The organism is Bradyrhizobium sp. CCBAU 25338 (assembly GCF_028128965.1).
Taxonomy (GTDB): domain Bacteria; phylum Pseudomonadota; class Alphaproteobacteria; order Rhizobiales; family Xanthobacteraceae; genus Bradyrhizobium; species Bradyrhizobium liaoningense.
Map to the genome: position 1 here is coordinate 84,303 of NZ_LFKY01000041.1, position 17,542 is coordinate 101,844.

Annotated in this window: 16 protein-coding genes; 9 read left to right on the plus strand and 7 right to left on the minus strand. The window is 65.2% G+C overall.

Annotation, left to right across the window (positions count from 1 at the left end):
- The first annotated feature begins 382 nt into the window (after positions 1 to 382).
- The gene (locus tag ACM42_RS27365) at positions 383 to 1,363 is read left to right on the plus strand and encodes an ABC transporter substrate-binding protein (protein WP_271530777.1); all 981 of its coding nucleotides are present in this window, start codon (positions 383 to 385) and stop codon (positions 1,361 to 1,363) included.
- 122 nt (positions 1,364 to 1,485) lie between these two features.
- Here ACM42_RS27365 and ACM42_RS27370 read toward each other — a convergent pair whose 3' ends face one another.
- Positions 1,486 to 1,923, minus strand: coding sequence for a hypothetical protein (locus ACM42_RS27370; RefSeq protein ID WP_271530778.1), 438 nt, complete (start codon positions 1,921 to 1,923; stop codon positions 1,486 to 1,488).
- 333 nt (positions 1,924 to 2,256) lie between these two features.
- Here ACM42_RS27370 and glgC point away from each other — a divergent pair, with 333 nt between their 5' ends.
- The 3 genes from glgC to ACM42_RS27385 are packed head-to-tail and all read left to right on the plus strand — an operon-like array spanning position 2,257 to position 5,263.
- Positions 2,257 to 3,519 (plus strand): glucose-1-phosphate adenylyltransferase, encoded by a 1,263-nt coding sequence (gene glgC / locus ACM42_RS27375; RefSeq protein WP_271530779.1) that lies wholly within the window; start codon positions 2,257 to 2,259, stop codon positions 3,517 to 3,519.
- The gene (gene glgA, locus ACM42_RS27380; RefSeq protein WP_271530780.1) at positions 3,516 to 4,970 is read left to right on the plus strand and encodes a glycogen synthase GlgA; all 1,455 of its coding nucleotides are present in this window, start codon (positions 3,516 to 3,518) and stop codon (positions 4,968 to 4,970) included. Before glgC ends, glgA begins: the two co-directional genes overlap by 4 nt.
- 32 nt (positions 4,971 to 5,002) lie before the next feature.
- Positions 5,003 to 5,263: a SemiSWEET transporter gene (locus ACM42_RS27385; protein WP_024339661.1), complete on the plus strand. Its 261-nt coding sequence runs from the start codon at positions 5,003 to 5,005 to the stop codon at positions 5,261 to 5,263.
- A 45-nt stretch (positions 5,264 to 5,308) separates the two neighbouring features.
- On the opposite strand, the gene ACM42_RS27390 is transcribed toward ACM42_RS27385, so the two are convergent.
- Positions 5,309 to 6,103, minus strand: coding sequence for a DODA-type extradiol aromatic ring-opening family dioxygenase (locus ACM42_RS27390; RefSeq protein WP_271530781.1), 795 nt, complete (start codon positions 6,101 to 6,103; stop codon positions 5,309 to 5,311).
- Positions 6,104 to 6,261: 158 nt separating this feature from the next.
- Between ACM42_RS27390 and ACM42_RS27395 the strand changes: the two genes are divergently transcribed.
- Complete coding sequence (locus tag ACM42_RS27395; protein ID WP_035669098.1) at positions 6,262 to 6,441, plus strand: hypothetical protein; 180 nt, start codon at positions 6,262 to 6,264, stop codon at positions 6,439 to 6,441.
- 7 nt (positions 6,442 to 6,448) lie between these two features.
- Here the strand turns inward: ACM42_RS27395 and ACM42_RS27400 are convergent, their stop codons facing one another.
- A complete protein-coding gene (locus ACM42_RS27400) occupies positions 6,449 to 7,915 on the minus strand; it encodes a carboxylesterase/lipase family protein (RefSeq protein ID WP_271530782.1) in 1,467 nt (488 codons plus the stop codon).
- A 75-nt stretch (positions 7,916 to 7,990) separates the two neighbouring features.
- The gene (locus tag ACM42_RS27405; RefSeq protein ID WP_271530783.1) at positions 7,991 to 8,239 is read right to left on the minus strand and encodes a hypothetical protein; all 249 of its coding nucleotides are present in this window, start codon (positions 8,237 to 8,239) and stop codon (positions 7,991 to 7,993) included.
- A 191-nt stretch (positions 8,240 to 8,430) separates the two neighbouring features.
- Here ACM42_RS27405 and ACM42_RS27410 point away from each other — a divergent pair, with 191 nt between their 5' ends.
- The 4 genes from ACM42_RS27410 (at position 8,431) to ACM42_RS27425 (ending at position 12,301) form a co-directional block, all read left to right on the plus strand.
- Entirely contained in the window at positions 8,431 to 11,118 is a 2,688-nt protein-coding gene (locus tag ACM42_RS27410; protein WP_271530784.1) for a flavin-containing monooxygenase, read from the plus strand.
- 126 nt (positions 11,119 to 11,244) lie between these two features.
- Complete coding sequence (locus ACM42_RS27415; RefSeq protein ID WP_271530785.1) at positions 11,245 to 11,517, plus strand: hypothetical protein; 273 nt, start codon at positions 11,245 to 11,247, stop codon at positions 11,515 to 11,517.
- Between the two features lie 83 nt (positions 11,518 to 11,600).
- The gene (locus ACM42_RS27420) at positions 11,601 to 11,906 is read left to right on the plus strand and encodes a hypothetical protein (RefSeq protein WP_271530786.1); all 306 of its coding nucleotides are present in this window, start codon (positions 11,601 to 11,603) and stop codon (positions 11,904 to 11,906) included.
- A gap of 179 nt (positions 11,907 to 12,085) precedes the next feature.
- Positions 12,086 to 12,301, plus strand: coding sequence for a hypothetical protein (locus ACM42_RS27425; RefSeq protein ID WP_271530787.1), 216 nt, complete (start codon positions 12,086 to 12,088; stop codon positions 12,299 to 12,301).
- Between the two features lie 31 nt (positions 12,302 to 12,332).
- Here the strand turns inward: ACM42_RS27425 and ACM42_RS27430 are convergent, their stop codons facing one another.
- From ACM42_RS27430 to ACM42_RS27440, 3 genes are all read right to left on the minus strand, one after another.
- Positions 12,333 to 12,851: a septal ring lytic transglycosylase RlpA family protein gene (locus tag ACM42_RS27430; protein WP_271530788.1), complete on the minus strand. Its 519-nt coding sequence runs from the start codon at positions 12,849 to 12,851 to the stop codon at positions 12,333 to 12,335.
- A 371-nt stretch (positions 12,852 to 13,222) separates the two neighbouring features.
- The gene (locus ACM42_RS27435) at positions 13,223 to 14,875 is read right to left on the minus strand and encodes an NAD-dependent malic enzyme (protein WP_271530789.1); all 1,653 of its coding nucleotides are present in this window, start codon (positions 14,873 to 14,875) and stop codon (positions 13,223 to 13,225) included.
- 305 nt (positions 14,876 to 15,180) lie between these two features.
- Positions 15,181 to 17,511, minus strand: coding sequence for a mechanosensitive ion channel domain-containing protein (locus ACM42_RS27440; protein ID WP_271530790.1), 2,331 nt, complete (start codon positions 17,509 to 17,511; stop codon positions 15,181 to 15,183).
- Positions 17,512 to 17,542: the final 31 nt, after the last annotated feature.

Consider the following 17,542-nt stretch of genomic DNA (forward strand, 5'->3'; position numbering starts at 1 on the left):
AGAAGATTTTCCCGTCGGCGTTTTGCGCGCCGCGTTGATGCGATGTTCAAATCATGCGGCGCGTTTGCCGCATCGTCAATGAAATGGATTTTCGAATGTTGCGCGAAGGAAAGTCATTCTCTCCATCGGTGGATGCGGGAGCGATGAAACGATTTCGCCCGCGGAGTGCGGCGCGACTATCACGCTCCTGCTCCATTCTTGCGCATTGTCGGCCATTTACGCCACACGTTCTCAAAAGCGACGCTTCTCTGAAACGTCATTGCCTGGAGCACCCGCAATACGGTTGGCCATTTCATTGACGGCGCATCGCGCGCTCATAGACTTGATGGTCTCGCAGCATCGCTGGCTCACGCGTCGTGAGCCAACTAGCAAGACAGGCCATATGAGCATCAACTCCCACGACCATTCCATCACCCGCCGGCTCGCAGTATCGCTGTTCGCCGTTGCGATCACATTGTCGACGGCTGCCACGGCCATCGCCGCGGACGCGGTCGTGCTGCGCGTCGGCGACCAGAAGGGCGGCAACCGCTCGCTGCTCGAGATATCCGGCTACGCGAAGGACCTGCCCTACAAGATCGAGTGGTCTGAGTTCCCTGCAGCCGCGCCGATCCTCGAGGCGCTCAACGCCGGCGCGCTCGACGTCGGATACACCGGCGACCTCTCCTTCCTCTCGGTCTACGCCGCCGGCGCGCCGATCAAGGCGATCGGGGGCACGCGCTCGGACGCGAAGACGCAGGCCATCCTGGTGCGCCAGGATTCGTCGATCCGGTCGGCCGCCGACCTCAAGGGCAAGCGCCTCGCCGGCACACGCGGCGGCTGGGGTCAGTTCCTGATCGACGCGACGCTGGAGAAGGCGCAGATCAAGCTCGAGGATGCGACCTTCGCGCCGCTCGGCCCCGTCGACGCCAAGGTCGCGCTGGTCGCAGGCTCGATCGACGCCTGGGCGGTGTGGGAGCCCTACGTCTCGTTCGCGACACTGAAGGACAAGGCCCGCGTGATCGCCGACGGCGAGGGCCTGACGCCGACCATCACCTTCATCGTCGCCTCCGACCACGCCATCGCCACCAAGCGCGCGGCGGTGCAGGATCTCGTGCAGCGTTTGAACAAGGCTCGTTTATGGTCGCTCGATCACCTCGGCGAATACGCCAGGAACACGGCCGAGCTGACCAGGCTGCCGGAGGACGTACTGCTGTCGGCCTACACCGCGCAGCGCACCAGCCCGATCGTGATCGACGATAACGTGGTGAAGGAGGTCCAGGAGGCCTCCGACCGCTCGACGCGATACGGCATCCTGCCGAAGAAGCTCGACGTTAGCCAAGCCGTCGACCGCAGCTTCACGGCGGCGGCCGCGGGATCGAACTAGGTGGAGGCGGCGGGATGCGCGGGCTTCGCCTCAAGCCCGGCCCATTGCATCTCGCCGCGATCGTGCTCATGCATCTAGCATGCATGAGCTTGATCGTGTGGCTCTCGTTCTAGCCGCGGTGCTCACCAATATCTGCGGTAATAGTGGCGGTGATAAACCCGGTACGGCCGGTAATAGCCATAGCCGTAATACGGACGATAGGGCCGATAGTATCGCGGATAGGCATAGACTGGTCTGTAGCCATAGCCGTAATACGCGGGAGCATAACCATAGCCATAGCCCGGATATCCATAGCCGCCGTAATAGGGGCCGCCATAATAGCCGTAGCCGTAAGGCGCGCCGCTGGCGATGGCGCCGCCGATGATCGCGCCGGCTGCGAGACCACCAAGAGCAAATCCCCATCCGCCGCCGCGCCAATGCACCTGCGCGACGTTGTCGCCGGCCGCGGCCTTCATCGTCGCGACGTTGGTCGGCATCGGGCCCGCCGCGGCCTGCCCGATTTGGCCTGCCATGACCACGCCGGCCAGCGAGCAGGCAATTGCCGTCTTCCAGATCCTCATCGTCTTACTCCCTGTCTGACCTTTCGCTCGGAAAAGGATCGCAGCGTCATGATCGGGCATCCTTGCGCCAAGTCAAAGCCTGGAATTTGCGTGCACCGCACAAGACGCATGCCTCCGTTCTGATCAACCGGTGCCCGGCGAAGCTCGGCGACCTCGCCTCGTGTGACACCGGCGCGACGGCGCCTGAGGCCCGAACACCCGCAAAGCATTAAGCTTCCCGTGCTTTCGCAACCAACAACCACCTTCACGATTTACTATTCGTGCCATTACTATCGGTTCCAATGTGCGCGGCCGGGAGGCTTCTCGCGAGCGCCAGAGTTGTGGGAGGATGACATGAGTGCCGCGAGACCCGAGCCGCTTGCCCGTCAGGCGCTGGCGTTCGTCCTGGCTGGCGGGCGCGGCAGCCGGCTCCAGGAGCTGACCGACCGGCGCGCCAAGCCCGCGGTTTATTTCGGCGGCAAGTCCCGCATCATCGATTTCGCGCTGTCGAACGCGGTGAACTCGGGCATCCGCCGCATCGCGGTCGCGACCCAATACAAGGCGCACAGCCTGATCCGGCATCTCCAGATGGGCTGGAACTTCTTCCGCCCCGAACGCAACGAGAGTTTTGACATCCTTCCCGCCAGCCAGCGCGTCTCCGAGACCATGTGGTATGTCGGCACGGCGGACGCGGTGTACCAGAACATCGACATCATCGAAACTCACGCCTGCCGCTTCATCGTGGTGCTGGCCGGCGACCACATCTATAAGATGGACTACGAGCTGATGCTGCGTCAGCACGTCGAGAGTGGTGCCGACGTCACCGTCGGCTGCCTCGAAATGCCGCGGACGGAATCCTCCGGCTTCGGCATCATGCATATCGACGAGAACGGCTGGATCCAGGCGTTCCTGGAGAAGCCGAAAGATCCGCCGCCGATGCCGGGCAAGCCGGACGTCTCGCTCGCCAGCATGGGCATCTACGTATTCGACGCGAAATTCCTGTTCGACCAGCTCAAGCGCGACGCCGAGGATCCGAACTCGAACCACGATTTCGGCAAGGACATCATTCCCTACATCGTCAAGAACGGCCGCGCGATGGCGCACCAGTACTCGACCTCCTGCGTCCGCTCCGGCAACGACCCCCGCGCCTATTGGCGCGACGTCGGCACGGTGGATGCCTATTGGGCGGCCAATATCGACCTCACCGACGTCGTGCCCGAGCTCGACCTGTTCGATCGCGCCTGGCCGATCTGGTCTTATGCCGAGATCACGCCGCCCGCGAAATTCGTCCACGACGAGGAGAGCCGGCGCGGTCAGGCGGTGAGTTCGCTGGTCTCCGGCGGCTGCATCATCTCCGGCGCCTCGCTGCGGCGCTCGCTGCTGTTCACCGGCGTGCGCATCAACTCCTATGCCAATGTCGAGAACGCCGTGATCATGCCCTATGTGAATGTCGGTCGCGGTGCCCATTTGAGGAACGTCGTGATCGACCGCGGCGTCGAGATTCCGGAAGGCCTCGTCGTCGGCGAGGATCCCGAGCTCGACGGAAAGCGCTTCCGCACCACCGAGCAGGGCATCTCGCTGATCACCCAGCCGATGATCGACAGGCTCAATACATGACGCCTGTTCGCGTCCTCGCGGTCGCCTCTGAAGTCTATCCCCTCGTCAAGACCGGTGGCCTTGCGGATGTCGCCGGCGCGCTGCCGGCTGCGCTGAAGGCGCATGGCGTCGAGATGCGCACCTTGATGCCGGGCTATCCCGACGTGATGCGCCTGGTGTCGGGCGCGGAGGAACTCCGGAGCTGGCCGGATTATTTCGGCGGCCCCGGCCGGCTGCTGGCGGGCTCGCATGACGGGCTCGACCTGTTCGTGCTCGACGTGCCGCATCTCTATGCCCGGCCTGGCAACCCCTATGTCACCGCTGAGGGCATCGACTGGCCCGACAATGGTATGCGCTTCGCAGCGCTGTCGCGCATCGCCGCCGATATCGGCCACGGCCTCGTTCCGGCGTTCGTACCCGACATCGTGCACGCCCATGACTGGCAGGCCGGGCTGGCGCCGGCCTATCTGCACTACGACGATCGTCCGCGGCCCGGCACCGTGATGACCATCCACAACATGGCCTATCAGGGCAAGTTCGCTCCTGAGCTGATCGGATCAATCGGCCTGCCCTGGCACTCCTTCAACGCCAACGAAGTGGAATATTTCGGCGGCATCAGCTTCTTGAAGGCGGGCCTGCGGTTCGCTGATCGCATCACCACGGTGTCGCCGACCTACGCGAAGGAAATCCAGAGCGACGAAGGCGGCATGGGGCTCGGCGGCCTGCTTCGTGAACGGTCCAGCGTGCTGAGCGGCATTCTCAACGGCATCGACATATCGGTGTGGAATCCGCAGGAAGATCCGCACATCGCCTGCCGCTTCGGCGCTGAGGATCTCTCGTCACGGGCCGCGAACAAGGCGGTGCTGCAGCAGCAGTTCAACCTCGATTTCTCCGACGAGGCGCCGCTGCTCGGCGTCATCAGCCGGCTGTCCTGGCAGAAGGGGCTCGATCTCCTGCTCGAGGCCATTCCGACCATTTTGCGCCAGGGCATGCAGCTCGCACTGCTCGGCAGCGGCGACCGCGATCTGCAGGATCGCTATCAGGCTGCGGCCCGCGCCAACCCCGGCCGGATCGGCGTCGTGATCGGTTATGACGAGATCCTGGCGCATCTGATCCAGGCCGGTTCGGACGCTCTCATCGTTCCTTCGCGGTTCGAGCCGTGCGGCCTGACCCAGCTCTGCGCGCTGCGCTATGGCGCCGTGCCGATCGTCTCCCGCGTCGGCGGCCTCGAGGACACCATCGTCGACATCGGCGAGGCCGACGCGTCCGGCCGCGATGCCACGGGATTCAAGTTCGGCCCGGTGACGGCGGATGCCCTCGCCGGCACGCTGCGCAAGGCCAACACCGTCTTCCACGACAAGCCGACCTGGCGCCGGCTGCAACGAAGCGGGCTTGCGACCGACGTCTCCTGGCGCAACCGCGCCGGCGACTATGCCGCGCTCTATCGCCGCCTTCTGGCGGCGCGCGCGTGAGGCATGGCCGAATCCATGCTATAGAGCCGGGCATGGACCCCTTCGCGATCAAGCTGCTCGGCTTTGCCGCCGCCACCTGCACCACCGTCGCCTACGCGCCGCAGTTCATCAAGGTCTGGAAGACCCGCTCGGCGCGCGACATCTCGCTCGGCATGTTCCTGGTCATGGTGCTGGGCCTGGCGCTCTGGCTCGTTTACGGCCTGCTCTCCGGCGATGCCCCCCTGGTTGCCGCCAACGCCGTCACCATGCTGCTCGCCGGCGGCATCCTGTTCATGAAGCTGAAATACGGGTGAGGCCATCTTCGCATCTGCCCGCAAGCGGGGCGAGGGAAATGGCAGTCACCCAAACACATACGACGCCATGGCCACGTTCGCGACCTCGTCGACGAAGACGCGGCGCCCGACGTCGCTGCCGGCAGCACCAGCCGCCACCATCAGCGGCAGCAGATGATCTTCGCGCGGATGCGCGAGGCGCGCGCTCGGTGCATTCTCCCAGTCGACCAGCATCGCGTTGCGGCGCGCCGCATCCGGGTTGCTGATCGCCTCGTTCAGATAGGCCTCGAAGTCGTACGAGACCGGCTTGGACTCCGGCCGGTTGAAGCCGCGCATGTTGTGATAGGTGAGCCCGCTGCCGATGATCAGGATGCCGGCGTCGCGCAGCGGAGCGATCGCCTGTCCCACCTTGATGTGCTCGGCCGCATCGTAGCTCGACTTCAGCGACAGCAGCACGATCGGCATGTCGGCGTTCGGATACATCAGCCCGAGCGGCACGAAGGTGCCGTGGTCGAACCCCTGGTTGGGATCCTCCCGGCAATCGAGACCGGCGCGTGCGAGCAGCGCCTTCACCTCCGCGGCGAGCTCGGGCTTGCCGGGCGCCGGATATTTCAGGTGATAGGTATGCTCGGGGAAACCGTAGTAGTCGTAGACCATCGGAGGATGCGGCGAGGTCGACACGGTGAAGGCATCGGCCTCCCAATGTCCGGTGATGACGAGCACGGCCTTCGGTCTCGCGGGGAGAAGCTGCGGCAGACGGCCGAACGCCTCGGCGGTCTTGGCATATTGCACGCGCCTGTCCTCCATGAAGGGCCAGGGGCCGCCGCCATGCGACAGGAAGAGAGTCGGAAATCGCGTCATGGAGTCGTCTCGTTGACAACGGGCGCGTGCGAACTGTCCGCACGATCGGCGGTGAGCATAGGCAAAGCAGCATGGTTAGCAAGTCGTTAACGATTTGCCGCTCAGAATCCCCGGTGTGGCCGAAGGAGTCGGCCTGAAGACAAGTGAGACGTGGTGAGATGAGGAAGTTTGCGCTGGGGGACGTCGTCAACAGTGACAAGGGCCGCCGCGGTGTCGTCCGCGCCGCCTTCAAGTCGAGGGAAGGCCAGCAGTTCTACGCCGTCGAGAAGGACGGCGCGATGGACTATCTGGAGGAAGACCGGCTGACGCCGGCACCCCGCGTCGAACTCGCGGCGTAACTCCAACTCATTTGCTGTCCTCACCGGCCAGCCGATCGAGACGCTCCGCCAACGGATCGTCTTCGCTCGCGATGCGGTCGTTCGTGATCAGCAGCAGGCGATCGCCGCCCGCCGCGTCCCAGCGCGGCAGGTCGGGACCGTTGGGATCGCCGCTTCTCGCGAAATTAATCCAGTAGGCGCGCATGCGGCTCGCGACCGCGCGATCACGTCGCGACAAGATGCCCGCGCCGGGCACGCCTTCCGCACCGAAGATGAACTGTAACTCCCGCCCGTGGCCAGCTTCCGGATTCGCGCGCCGGGCCTCCGGCACATAGGCGAAGCGATAGCGAAACGTCGGCGCACCACTTGCGACGTGCAGGCGAGTCAGCAATCGTGCCGGCTCCGAGAAGACCTTGTCGGTGTAGAACCTTGCCGCGAGATCCGAGGGTCTGGCGAGGTCCGGATAGAGCTTGCGCAGTTCGTCGCTTGGAATGCCGGACGACGCAAGCTCCTTCTTGATGTCGGTCTCATTGTCCAAGCCCGTCTCGTCGTCGTTCGAGCCGATGATCAGGGGAATGCGGCCTTGACGTCCGGCCGCGAAGCCTGGGGCGAGATCCTCGGTCACCAGACGTCCATCCATCATCGGCGCGAAGCTGCGCGGCGACTTCTCCAGCAATTGCTGCTCGGCGGCCAGCACGCGCTGCGGCTCGGCTGCGCGCAAATCCGCCTCCCGTCCAAGCGCGGCCGCGAACTGCCGGCCCACCGCCTCCGCCTCTTGCACTGAGCGCAGGCGCGCACGAGCGGGCACCGATTGCAGAATGGCTTTCTGGAAGAGGTCGCGCGATTGCGCAGAGAGCATCAGGAGCGCGATCGACGTCGCGCCTGCATCGCTGCCAAGCAAGGTGACGTTGCTCGGATCGCCGCCGAAGGCCGCGATGTTGTCGTGCACCCAATGCAGCGCGGCGATCTGGTCCATCAGGCCGTAATTTCCGCCGCTGTCGGAAAGCGCGGGATGAACGAGCCAGCCGAGCGCGCCGAGGCGATAATTCGCGGTGACCACGATGAGGCCCGCCTGCGCCAGCCTGGCGCCATCGAACAGCAGATCGTTCGCCGTGCCCGAGACGAAGCCGCCGCCATGGATGAACACCATCACCGGCAATGGGCCGTCGACGCCGAAGGGACGGAACACGTTCAGCGTCAGGCAATCCTCGCTCGCATTCTGCAGCGACGGTTGAAGGCACGGCGCACCATAGTCGTAGGCCGTGCGCATCTCTGAGCTTTCGGTCGTCGGCTGCGGCGCGCGCCAGCGCAACGCGCCGACCGGCGGCGCCGCGTAAGCCAGCCCCTTGAACGACGCCACCTCGCCTTCCACGGCGCCGAGCATCTGTCCTTCACGCGTCAACGCGAATGGAAACTGTCCGACCGGCTGGGCCACGGCCGATCGTGCGCACCACAGGACTGCGCAAGCCGCAACGAGGGCAAGCAAAGACCGCATCTTCGAATATCTCGATGAAGGATCCCGCGCAGGTTATGTCCAGGGCCGTCAGCGAGGCAAGCCTCGCGCCCTCGCCTAGCTGCCTTTGCCCATCAACTCCGCCAGCGCGCGGCGCGCGACGATGCCGAGCTCGCCGAGCGTGGAGTGGCCGGCCTGCGCCGCCTCGATCAGGCGCTCGGCGATGAACCTGCGGCTGTCATGATCGCCGCCATGCGGCAATTGGCGGCATGTCTCCTCGAGGACGACGTCCATGTTCGCTTTGGTCCGCTCACTCAACTCTGTCATGACGCCCGGCCGGTACGCGTGGCTTGTAAGCGCAAGCATACACAGAAGGATGCGCTCTGATTACCCCGGGCTATCACGGCCATTGTGCATCGCGGTGCGTGTGATGCCGGCAACATTCGCGCGGACACGCTGCCGCCGAAAACGACCACCGGAGATTGAACTTGCTCTAATGACAAGCTGAACCTGCGGCGATAGCCTGCCGGCAAAACAAAACATACGGGAGGAATGCCATGACTGACGCAATGGTTGCCACACGTGCCTCCGATGAGCGCGGAACCGCTCAGCAGGTCGATGTCGCCGTGGTCGGCGCCGGATTTGCCGGCCTCTATCTCTTGCATCGCCTGCGCAAGGCCGGCTTCTCCACGGTCGCCCTCGATGAGGCCGGCGATGTCGGCGGCACTTGGTACTGGAACCGTTATCCGGGGGCGCGCTGCGACATCCAGACCATCGACTACAGCTACACCTTCGATCCGGAGCTCGAGACCGCCTGGACCTGGTCGGAGAAATACGCGACCCAGCCCGAGATCCTGCGCTATCTCGGCTTCGTCGCCGATCGCTGTGGTCTCAGGCGCGACATTCGTTTCAAGACCAAGGTCACCGAAGCCAGATGGGACGATGCGTCCGAGCGCTGGCAGCTCACGACCGACAATGGCGCACCGGTCTCCTGCCGCCACTACATCATGGCCACCGGCTGCCTCTCCGCGCCGAAGCCGCCGGAGATCGACGGCGTCAGGGACTTCAAGGGCGAGGTCTATTTCACCGGCCGCTGGCCGCATGACGGCGTCAATCTTGCGGGAAAACGCGTCGCCGTGATCGGCACGGGCTCGTCGGCGGTCCAGTCCATCCCGCTGATCGCCGAGCAGGCCGCACATCTGACCGTGTTCCAGCGCACGCCGAATTTCGCGCTGCCCGCGCATAACGGCCCGGCGCCGTCGGACCGCATGAGCCTGCTGCAGGGCGATCGCGCCGCCTATCGCGAGCAGGCGCGCCAGTCGATGGCCGGTGTGCCCTATCCTCAGCAGACGGTCGTGAGCTGGCAGCTCACCGACGCCGAGCGCCGCGCGCGGTTCGAGGAAGCCTGGGGCAAGGGCGATCTCGTCTATATCCTCACGCAGCTCTGGGCCGACCAGGCGGTCGACGTCGAAGGCAACAAGCTGATCTGCGATCTCATCCGCGAGAAGATCGCAGCCGCCGTGAAGGACCCGCAAACCGCGGCGGCGCTGATGCCGGACGATCATCCCTTCGGGGCGAAGCGCCCCTGTCTCGACACCAACTACTACGCCACCTACAACCGGCCGAACGTCACGCTGGTCAATCTGCGCCAGGAGCCGATCAAGGCGATCACCGCAGGCGGCATCACGACGGCCAAGCGCAGCATCGACCTCGACGTCATCGTGTTCGCGACTGGTTTCGACGCGATGACCGGCGCGATCCGCGCCGTGCACCCGATCACCGGGCGCGGCGGCAAGTCGCTCTCCGACGTCTGGGCGAAGGGACCGGAGACTTATCTCGGCCTCACAGTCGCGGGCTTCCCGAACTTCTTCATGATCACCGGCCCCGGCAGCCCGTCGGTGCTGTCGAACATGGCGGTGTCGATCGAGCAGCATGTCGACTGGGTCGTGGATCGCCTTGCTGCGCTGCGCGAGGCCGGCTTCACCACGATCGAGCCGACCGAGACGGCGCAGGCCGGCTGGGGCCGGCACATGGCAGACTGTTCGACGCTGACGCTGCACCGGCTCGCCAACACCTGGTACACGGGCGCCAACGTGCCCGGCAAGGTCCAGGGACTGATGCCCTATACCGGCGGCGTCGGCCCGTATCGCAGCATCTGCGACGAGGTGGTCAGCCGCGGCATGCTCGGCTTCAGGCTCACCGGCCCCAACGTTGCTGCGCAGTGCAATGACGGCGAGGTGGTACGCCTGCAGCCGGACGTGCGGCTGGTGCTGAACCTGCTCGCATCGCTCAACCTGCCGCCGATCGAGTCGATGGGCGCGATCGGGGCGCGCGCCTTCGTCAACGAGTTCAACAAGAGCCGCCCGGCAGGACGGCCGATCGGCGAGATCGTCGACGGCACCCTGCCCGGCGCCGACGGTCCGCTGCCCTATCGCGTCTACAAGCCGGCAACGCCCGGGCCGCATCCGGTCGTGGTCTATTTCCACGGCGGCGGCTGGGTGCTCGGCGACGAGCAGTCGGACGAGCCGTTCTGCCGCGACATGGTGCGGCGAACCAGCATGATGTTCGTCAGCGTCGGCTATCGCCATGCACCGGAGCATCGCTTCCCGACCGCGGCGGAAGACGGCTATGCGGCGACGCGCTGGATCGCCGAGCACGCCGCCGAGCTCGGCGGCAAACCGGGCCCGGTGCTGGTCGCGGGCTGGAGCGCCGGCGGCAACATCGCGGCCGTCACCTGCCAGCTCGCGCGCGATCGTGGCGGGCCCGAAATCGCGGGCCAGCTCCTGATATGCCCGGTCACGGACTGCACCTTCGATCGCCCGTCCTACAACGACAATGCGACCGGCTATTTCCTGACGCTTTCGCTGATGTACTGGTTCTGGGACCTCTACTGCTCGCCGGCCGACCGCACCGATCCGCGCGTCTCGCCGCTGCGCGGCAAGGTCGCCGGCCTGCCGCCGGCCTTCGTTGTCACCTGCGAGTTCGATCCGTTGCGCGACGAGGGCGTCGCCTATGCCGAGGCAATGGCCGCAGCCGGCGTCCCGGTCGAGCAGCTTCAGGCCCGCGGCCATTTCCACTCGTCCTTCACCATGGTCGACGTGGTGATCACGGGGGTGCCGGGCCGGGTGCAGATGGCCCAAGCCTTGCGCCGCTTCGCCGGGCTCCCACCGGAGGTCGGGCGCGGCGACGAGCACGTCAACGGTCAGGCCAGCCTGGGAAACAGAATCGCGGCGGCCGCGAGCTGATTACGACGGCGGGAACCTTTTCCCGGCTGCCGCGTTCAGCGCTGTGACATTGAGATGCAGCGATAGGTGTGGGCCCCCGGCACGCAAGTCCGCGTGCCGGGGTGCTTCTTGCGTGAGGCGGGTGCGATGGGGGGTGCGATTGCGGGTTCAAAGGTCGATTTTGGTGCGCATGCGGTGCTGCATAAATGGCCGTCGCTTGCAAACCAGCGCCGGCCGGACCGGGAGTCATACCAGATCAGCGAAGGCACCCTCGACGCGTGCATCTCGGCCTTCATGGAGAAGCCGGCGACGACTCGGCATCTCTATGAGATCCGGACGGTGCCGCAGCCGCCACTCGTGACGGAGATCCTCTCGCCCGAGCACGTCACCGAGCTGTCGCGGTTGAGAGAATTTCTCTGACGGCAGTTTGCAAGCACGCGCAGGAACCTTCGTCCGGTCTTTCCCGTTGTCAGCGATCGGAAGCCAAGGCGTGAGCGCCGCAGATGCTTGAAGCTGGCCTACCCTCACATGTCGTGCCCTATGGCGCAGACCAGACTGTGTTCGTGGTGATCGATCGCCTCGACCGGGCGACCGAAATTCGCATTGAGCGGAGCGATCTCGAAACCACGATCGACGAGCTCGTCGCCGGCTGCTTCAACGATCCCGTCAAGGTGATTTCGTTCAACACGCTCGAGCATTGGATGAAGGACATCTCCGCCGATGTCGCCGGCGAGATAAAGGCGCGCTGCGACATCGATGGCGTGACGCTGCCCGACTATCTCAGCGACTTCGTCGAGAGCCACCGCTAAAGCCCGTTGCGCCGAATGCGGGCGATAAAGAAGCGCCGGTTCGCCGCGCTCTTCGAGGGCGCACCTCAGTGTCATGTCCTTTTCATGCATCGCCGGGACGACACCGGAAAGAAAGAAGCCGCGCCGAACGACGTGGCGCGATGCGCTCAAAGCATGGTTTGCGGGGAACGAGTGGCGCGATGCTTGCCGGCGATGACCTCGATCTCGCGGCGGCGCTCGCCGGCGAAAGTCAGGAGCTTTTCGATCGTCAGCGTATCCGTGATCCGTTTGGCGAGCCGCTCGGCGCGCGCAGCCTGATCTTCAAGATACTGGATCGTGTTCAAGCGCTGCCTCCCCATATGCCCCGAATTGTGCGGGCAGCCATGGTGCTCGAGAAGCAGCTAACAGCCGGTTAAGCGCGTTGCATTGGTCTTGCCGAGTCGTGCCCTATTGCACGACCTCCAGCCTGACATTGGTGATGCCCTTGTCGACCATGCCGAGCGCCTCGGCCGCAGAAGGGGTGATGTCGACCACGCGCCCGCGAACATAGGGTCCGCGATCGTTGACCCTGACGGTGACGAAGCGGCCGGAGGAGGTATCGGTGACCCGCAGCTTGGTGCCGAACGGCAGGGTCGGATGCGCCGCGGTCAACTCGTTCTTGTCGAACTTCTCGCCGCTCGCGGTTTCCGTATCCGAATAGAAGCTGGCGACGCCGTGCGAGGGGGTCTGCTTGGCGTCACGGTCCGGGGCACGCTCCCGCCTGACCGGGCGTGGATGCAGCGCCGCCACCCTGTGCGGCCGCTCCACCGCGGCATGCCGGCCGGTAGCGGCGAGATCGGCCTTCTGGCGGCCGACCGGCGCTTGCGCGCAGGCCGCGAGCGATGCCGCGGCGACGACCGCGAGCAGCAACCGGCACGAGGTTGCGAAGGAAATCCGGGCAGTTTCGGCACGTGCAATGCGAGACATGGTACGCCCTCCGAACGGCCGGATTTTCGGTCGGCAATGAGGGCAGAACCTTGTCGGAACAAAAGCGGCTCTGGGGCCGCGGCCGTTTCGCGTCCGGCTGTGACGATTCCACCACAGTGCGTGTTCTGAATCGGCATAGACGGCCCCAGATGAGCGTGGCGGGCTTTGCTTGAATCCTTGCCCGGACCGGCCTCGGTTCACCTCTCCCGCAAGCGGGAGAGGGGGCTCACTACCGTCGTCGCAGCGATCAATCTTCATTTCATCGCGCTTTGGCCAGCGCAGGGGTGACGAAAATCGGGCGCTACGCCAGAAGCCTGGCGAGCGCCCGACTGGATTGCGTTCCGGCGCCGACCAACTGTCGGCCTGGTGCCTCAGTATTTCGGCTCGTACATCTGCGATTGGACCAAAGCCTTCACGTCATTCGGCGCAGGTCCGTCCGCGAGTCCGCGTTGATAGGCGACGTCGGCGACGGCCGCAGCGATCCGAACCGAGACCTCGCGGATGCGCGGCAGCGCCGGATAGAGACTGCCTTGCGCAAGGTCCTCCTTGCCGACGCAATCGGCAAGCGTATGGGCCGCCGCCATGAACATCTCGTCGGTGACCAGGCGCGAGCCGCTGGCAATGACGCCGAGGCCGACGCCGGGGAAGATGTAGGAATTGTTGCCCTGGCGCGGCACGAAGCTGCGGCCGTTGAGCTTCACCGGGTCGTACGGGCTGCCGCAGGCGAACAGCGCGCGGCCCTCGGTGTAGCGATAGGCATCCTCCGCCGAGCACTCGGCCTTCGACGTCGGGTTGGACAATGCGAACACGATCGGCCGCTCGTTGAGCTCGGCCATTGTCCTGAGCACGTCGGGTGTGAAGGCGCCGCCAACCGCGGCAACGCCGATGATCGCCGTCGGCTTCAGCGTCTTGATCGCGGTGAGGAAGTCGGCGATCGGCTCTTGGTCGGTATGCGCATAGCGGAGCTTGTGGCCGGAGAGGCCCTCGCGGCCGCTGACGACGAGACCGCGGGAATCCACCAGCCAGTTGCGGCGGAGCGCCTCGGCCTCGGTGGCACCCTCGGCGATCATGGCGGACACCACGAGATCGGCGATGCCGGTTGCGGCTTCGCCCGCGCCGAGGAACAGGATGCGCTGATCCCTGAGCTTGCCGCCGGAAATGCGCAAGCCTGAGAACAGGCCCGCGAGCGCCACCGCCGCGGTGCCCTGGATATCGTCGTTGAAGACGCAGGCCTCATCCCGGTACTTGTGCAGCAGCTTGAAGGCGGAGTGATTGGCGAAATCCTCGAACTGGATCAGCACGCCCGGGAAAGTCTTTCGCGCAGCCTGCATGAACTCGTCAACGAAGCTGTCATAGGCTTCGCCGGTCAGCCGCCGCTCGCGCAGGCCGATATAATAGGGATCGTTCAACAGCTCCTCATTGTTCGTGCCGACGTCGAGCACGATGGGCAGGCAGAGCTCGGGATGCACGCCGGCGCAGGCCGAGTAGAGCGAGAGCTTGCCGACCGGAATACCCATGCCGTTGGCACCGAGATCGCCGAGACCGAGGATGCGCTCGCCGTCGGTGACGACGATCAGCTTGGCCGGATAGGGCCAGTTCTTCAGAAGCTCCGCGATCTGGCCGCGATCGCGCGAGGAGATGAACATGCCGCGCGGCCGCTGGAAGATCAGGCCGTATTTCTGGCACGCAAGCCCGACCGTCGGCGTATAGATGATCGGCTGAATCTCGTCGATATTGTCGACGACGACGCGGAAGAACAACGCCTCGTTGCGGTCATGCAGCGCGTTCAACGCGACATATTTTTCGAGGTCGGTCGGAAGCGCGCGCAGGTTGGTGAGAACTCGCTCGGCCTGGGTCTGCATCGTCAGCACGCAAGGCGGCAAGAGGCCGCGCAGGCCGAGCGTCTCGCGCTCCGCTTCCGTGAAGGCAGTCCCCTTGTTGAGCAAGGGATCGCGCAACAGCGTCATGCCTTGCTGCGGATTGGACGATGTCGGTTGGGTAACGACCCGGGCAGGTCTATTCACGAATTCCCCCAAGGAGCTTGTAGTTGAATCGCCGACATTGTCGGCCAGCGCTCCATCCAGATCAAGGACGGAGAGGACTCGGCCATGGACTGTGATCTCGCACCGCAGCGAGCTTTTGGCGAACGCCTGGCAGTTGCGCGTGAAAAAAGGGTTAACGGCGCTACTCCGGCTTGATGTCGGCCGTCTCAACGAGAGGCTACCATTTCACCGTCTCGGCCTCATGAAAAGCGGCCATGTTCGCGCGCCTGGATGCAGACTGAACACCGCCGCATCAATAGAGGCAAGCCGGAAATCTTGGGGACTGCTTATCCGGTCGCCCGCCGCGGCGTCAGACTGGCGGCGCCATCCGCCGGTGGCCCGATATGCATCAAGATGGTCTGGGTGGCGGATGCGACCTCGATACCGTTCTGCTGGAAGCGCAGCTTCATGCGCCGGTTGAATTCGCGCTGGACCGGCCAGCGCCCGGCCTCGGTGCAGCGGATCTGGCCGACGATCGACACCATCGCGCCATCGACCTTGTCAATGCCCCACAGTTCGAGGTCGCCGCGGATCAGTGCGCGGAATTCCGGTTCGCGGCGCATCTCGTCGACGATGTCCTTGAGGATCTGGCCGGCGCGGTCGGTATCTTCCTTGTAGGCGACGTTGACGCTGACGGAGGCGTTGCCGGCGCCGCGGCTGGCATTGGTGATGGTCGTGACCGCGCTGAACGGTACGATGTGCACGGCACCGTCACCGGCGCGCAGGCGGATGGTGCGGATCGATACATTCTCGACCACGCCCGAGAGCCCCGAGACGCTGACATTGTCACCGACCTGGACCGTGTTCTCCAGCAGCAGGAACAGGCCGGTGATGAGATCCTGCACCAGCTTTTGCGAACCGAAGCCGATCGCGATGCCGACGATGCCGGCGCCCGCGAGCAGCGGCGCGACATTGACGCCGATCTCGCTCAGCGCCGTGAGGCCGACGACGGTTGCGATCAGACAGAGCAGCGCCGTGCGCAGCATCGGCTGGAAGGTGCGCAGACGCGCGGCGCGGGCATAATGGCCGTCCCGGGACAGTGTATTGATCTGACGGTCCAGCAGCGCGTTGCTGGCTTCCCATATCGCAGCTGCGATGAACACGGCAAGGCCGATCGTCACCACGGCGGAGATCAGCCTGCTGCCGATCTGGCCGCCATAGAACCAGACGATGGCGTCGACGCCCCAGACTTCGAGCACGGCGACGAAGCCGATGAAGGCGATCACGCTGGACACGATCCTGCGCAGCAGCGGCAGATAGCGGTTGGCGCGGACCTCGAGGCCCGGAAAGCGCTGGAGGATCTCCGGCTTGATGCGGAAGCCGCGGTCGATCAGGCTCAGCGTCACCATGATGACGACGCGCGTGACCAGCGCCACCACGGCGGTGCCGACGAAATATTGCAGCAACAACGAATACCCGTTGCGGATGTTGAGCGCCCAAACCGCCCACAACGCGAGATCGAGCGCGATGGCAGGATAGTGCCAGCCCCCGGCGATACGGTTGCGCAAACGGGCCGCAATCCCCTGCCGCTCGGCCGGCGCACGGATGGCCTCGGCGACCTGGCGGCGGCATTGCAGGATGATGACGACGATGAAGAGGTGCACGACCAGCATCACCATGCGCAGCAGTGCGGCGTAGCCGGCGCGATGCAGGCCGAGCAGCAGCGCCACATTGGCAAAGGCGATGCCGGAGACGCCGACGCCGACGATGCGGCGCGCCCAGATCTCGATATAGGCGGCGGTCTCGGCGCGCACCGGGAACAGGCCGAACGGCCCCACCAGTGCCCGGACCATGCAGATGAGCCCGCGCGAGAACGCATAGGCGTTGACGACTGCGAGGATCACGAGGCGGACGGTGGTGGGCTCGCCGATCTCGGTCCCGAGCAGCGCCGTAGCAACGCCCACGAAGACGATCACGGGAAGCAGTTCGAGCACGATGCGACCCAGCACGAAAGGCAGCCGCAGCAACAGTTGCCAGATCCGCGCGAGGCTGTGACGGCGCTTGTGCAGTTCCGGCTGCGGGGTGACATCTGTGACCGATGACGGCGGATCGGCGATCGGCAGGGCTTGCATTGGCAGGCGTGCTGTTTGCGGCACGCGTGCTTCCAGGAACGCGGCCGGACGCCGGATCAGGCGGAAGATCACCCATTCCGCGCAGAAGGCAGCACCGAACACCAGCGCCAGCTTCCAGGCAATCTCGATCAGGAGATTGTAGGCCGCGGGATCGTTCGCGGTCCGCATGATCCAGTAATAGAACGCCGGGAAGTGCGTGAGCGTCCGCGCCATGCTGGCGATCTCACCCGAGATCTCGCCGATCTCCTCCGACACCGTGAGCAGGAGCTGCGCACCGAGGCCGTCGGCCGAGAGCGGGATCGGCGATTTCGGCTCGGGCGCGGGTTGCTGCGGACCGGACGCGTTGGCGATCGCGCGGAGCGTGTCGATCATCTGCGCGCGCTTCTTGTCGTCCTGAAGGGTTTCCAGCGCGCGCTTCGCCTCGTCGGGCGACAGTGCGGCAGCGCTGTTTGCCGGCGGCGGAGACGGCTCGGCGCGGGCGCCGGAGGAAGGCGGAATCGTGAGGAAGAGAGCGGCGAGGAGCGCCGCGGCCAGCTTATGCGACACGAAGATTCCCTGGAAATATGAATGCGCCAGC

Excerpts from the sequence above, each read along its gene's own strand:
- ACM42_RS27430 (WP_271530788.1), bottom strand. The coding sequence starts at position 12,851 with ATGTCTCGCATTGCACGTGCCGAAACTGCCCGGATTTCCTTCGCAACC.
- ACM42_RS27425 (WP_271530787.1), top strand. The coding sequence starts at position 12,086 with ATGCTTGCCGGCGATGACCTCGATCTCGCGGCGGCGCTCGCCGGCGAA.
- ACM42_RS27390 (WP_271530781.1), bottom strand. The coding sequence starts at position 6,103 with ATGACGCGATTTCCGACTCTCTTCCTGTCGCATGGCGGCGGCCCCTGG.
- glgA (WP_271530780.1), top strand. The coding sequence starts at position 3,516 with ATGACGCCTGTTCGCGTCCTCGCGGTCGCCTCTGAAGTCTATCCCCTC.
- ACM42_RS27370 (WP_271530778.1), bottom strand. The coding sequence starts at position 1,923 with ATGAGGATCTGGAAGACGGCAATTGCCTGCTCGCTGGCCGGCGTGGTC.
- ACM42_RS27365 (WP_271530777.1), top strand. The coding sequence starts at position 383 with ATGAGCATCAACTCCCACGACCATTCCATCACCCGCCGGCTCGCAGTA.
- ACM42_RS27400 (WP_271530782.1), bottom strand. The coding sequence starts at position 7,915 with ATGCGGTCTTTGCTTGCCCTCGTTGCGGCTTGCGCAGTCCTGTGGTGC.
- ACM42_RS27385 (WP_024339661.1), top strand. The coding sequence starts at position 5,003 with ATGGACCCCTTCGCGATCAAGCTGCTCGGCTTTGCCGCCGCCACCTGC.
- ACM42_RS27415 (WP_271530785.1), top strand. The coding sequence starts at position 11,245 with ATGGGGGGTGCGATTGCGGGTTCAAAGGTCGATTTTGGTGCGCATGCG.
- ACM42_RS27410 (WP_271530784.1), top strand. The coding sequence starts at position 8,431 with ATGACTGACGCAATGGTTGCCACACGTGCCTCCGATGAGCGCGGAACC.
- glgC (WP_271530779.1), top strand. The coding sequence starts at position 2,257 with ATGAGTGCCGCGAGACCCGAGCCGCTTGCCCGTCAGGCGCTGGCGTTC.
- ACM42_RS27395 (WP_035669098.1), top strand. The coding sequence starts at position 6,262 with ATGAGGAAGTTTGCGCTGGGGGACGTCGTCAACAGTGACAAGGGCCGC.
- ACM42_RS27420 (WP_271530786.1), top strand. The coding sequence starts at position 11,601 with ATGCTTGAAGCTGGCCTACCCTCACATGTCGTGCCCTATGGCGCAGAC.
- ACM42_RS27405 (WP_271530783.1), bottom strand. The coding sequence starts at position 8,239 with ATGCTTGCGCTTACAAGCCACGCGTACCGGCCGGGCGTCATGACAGAG.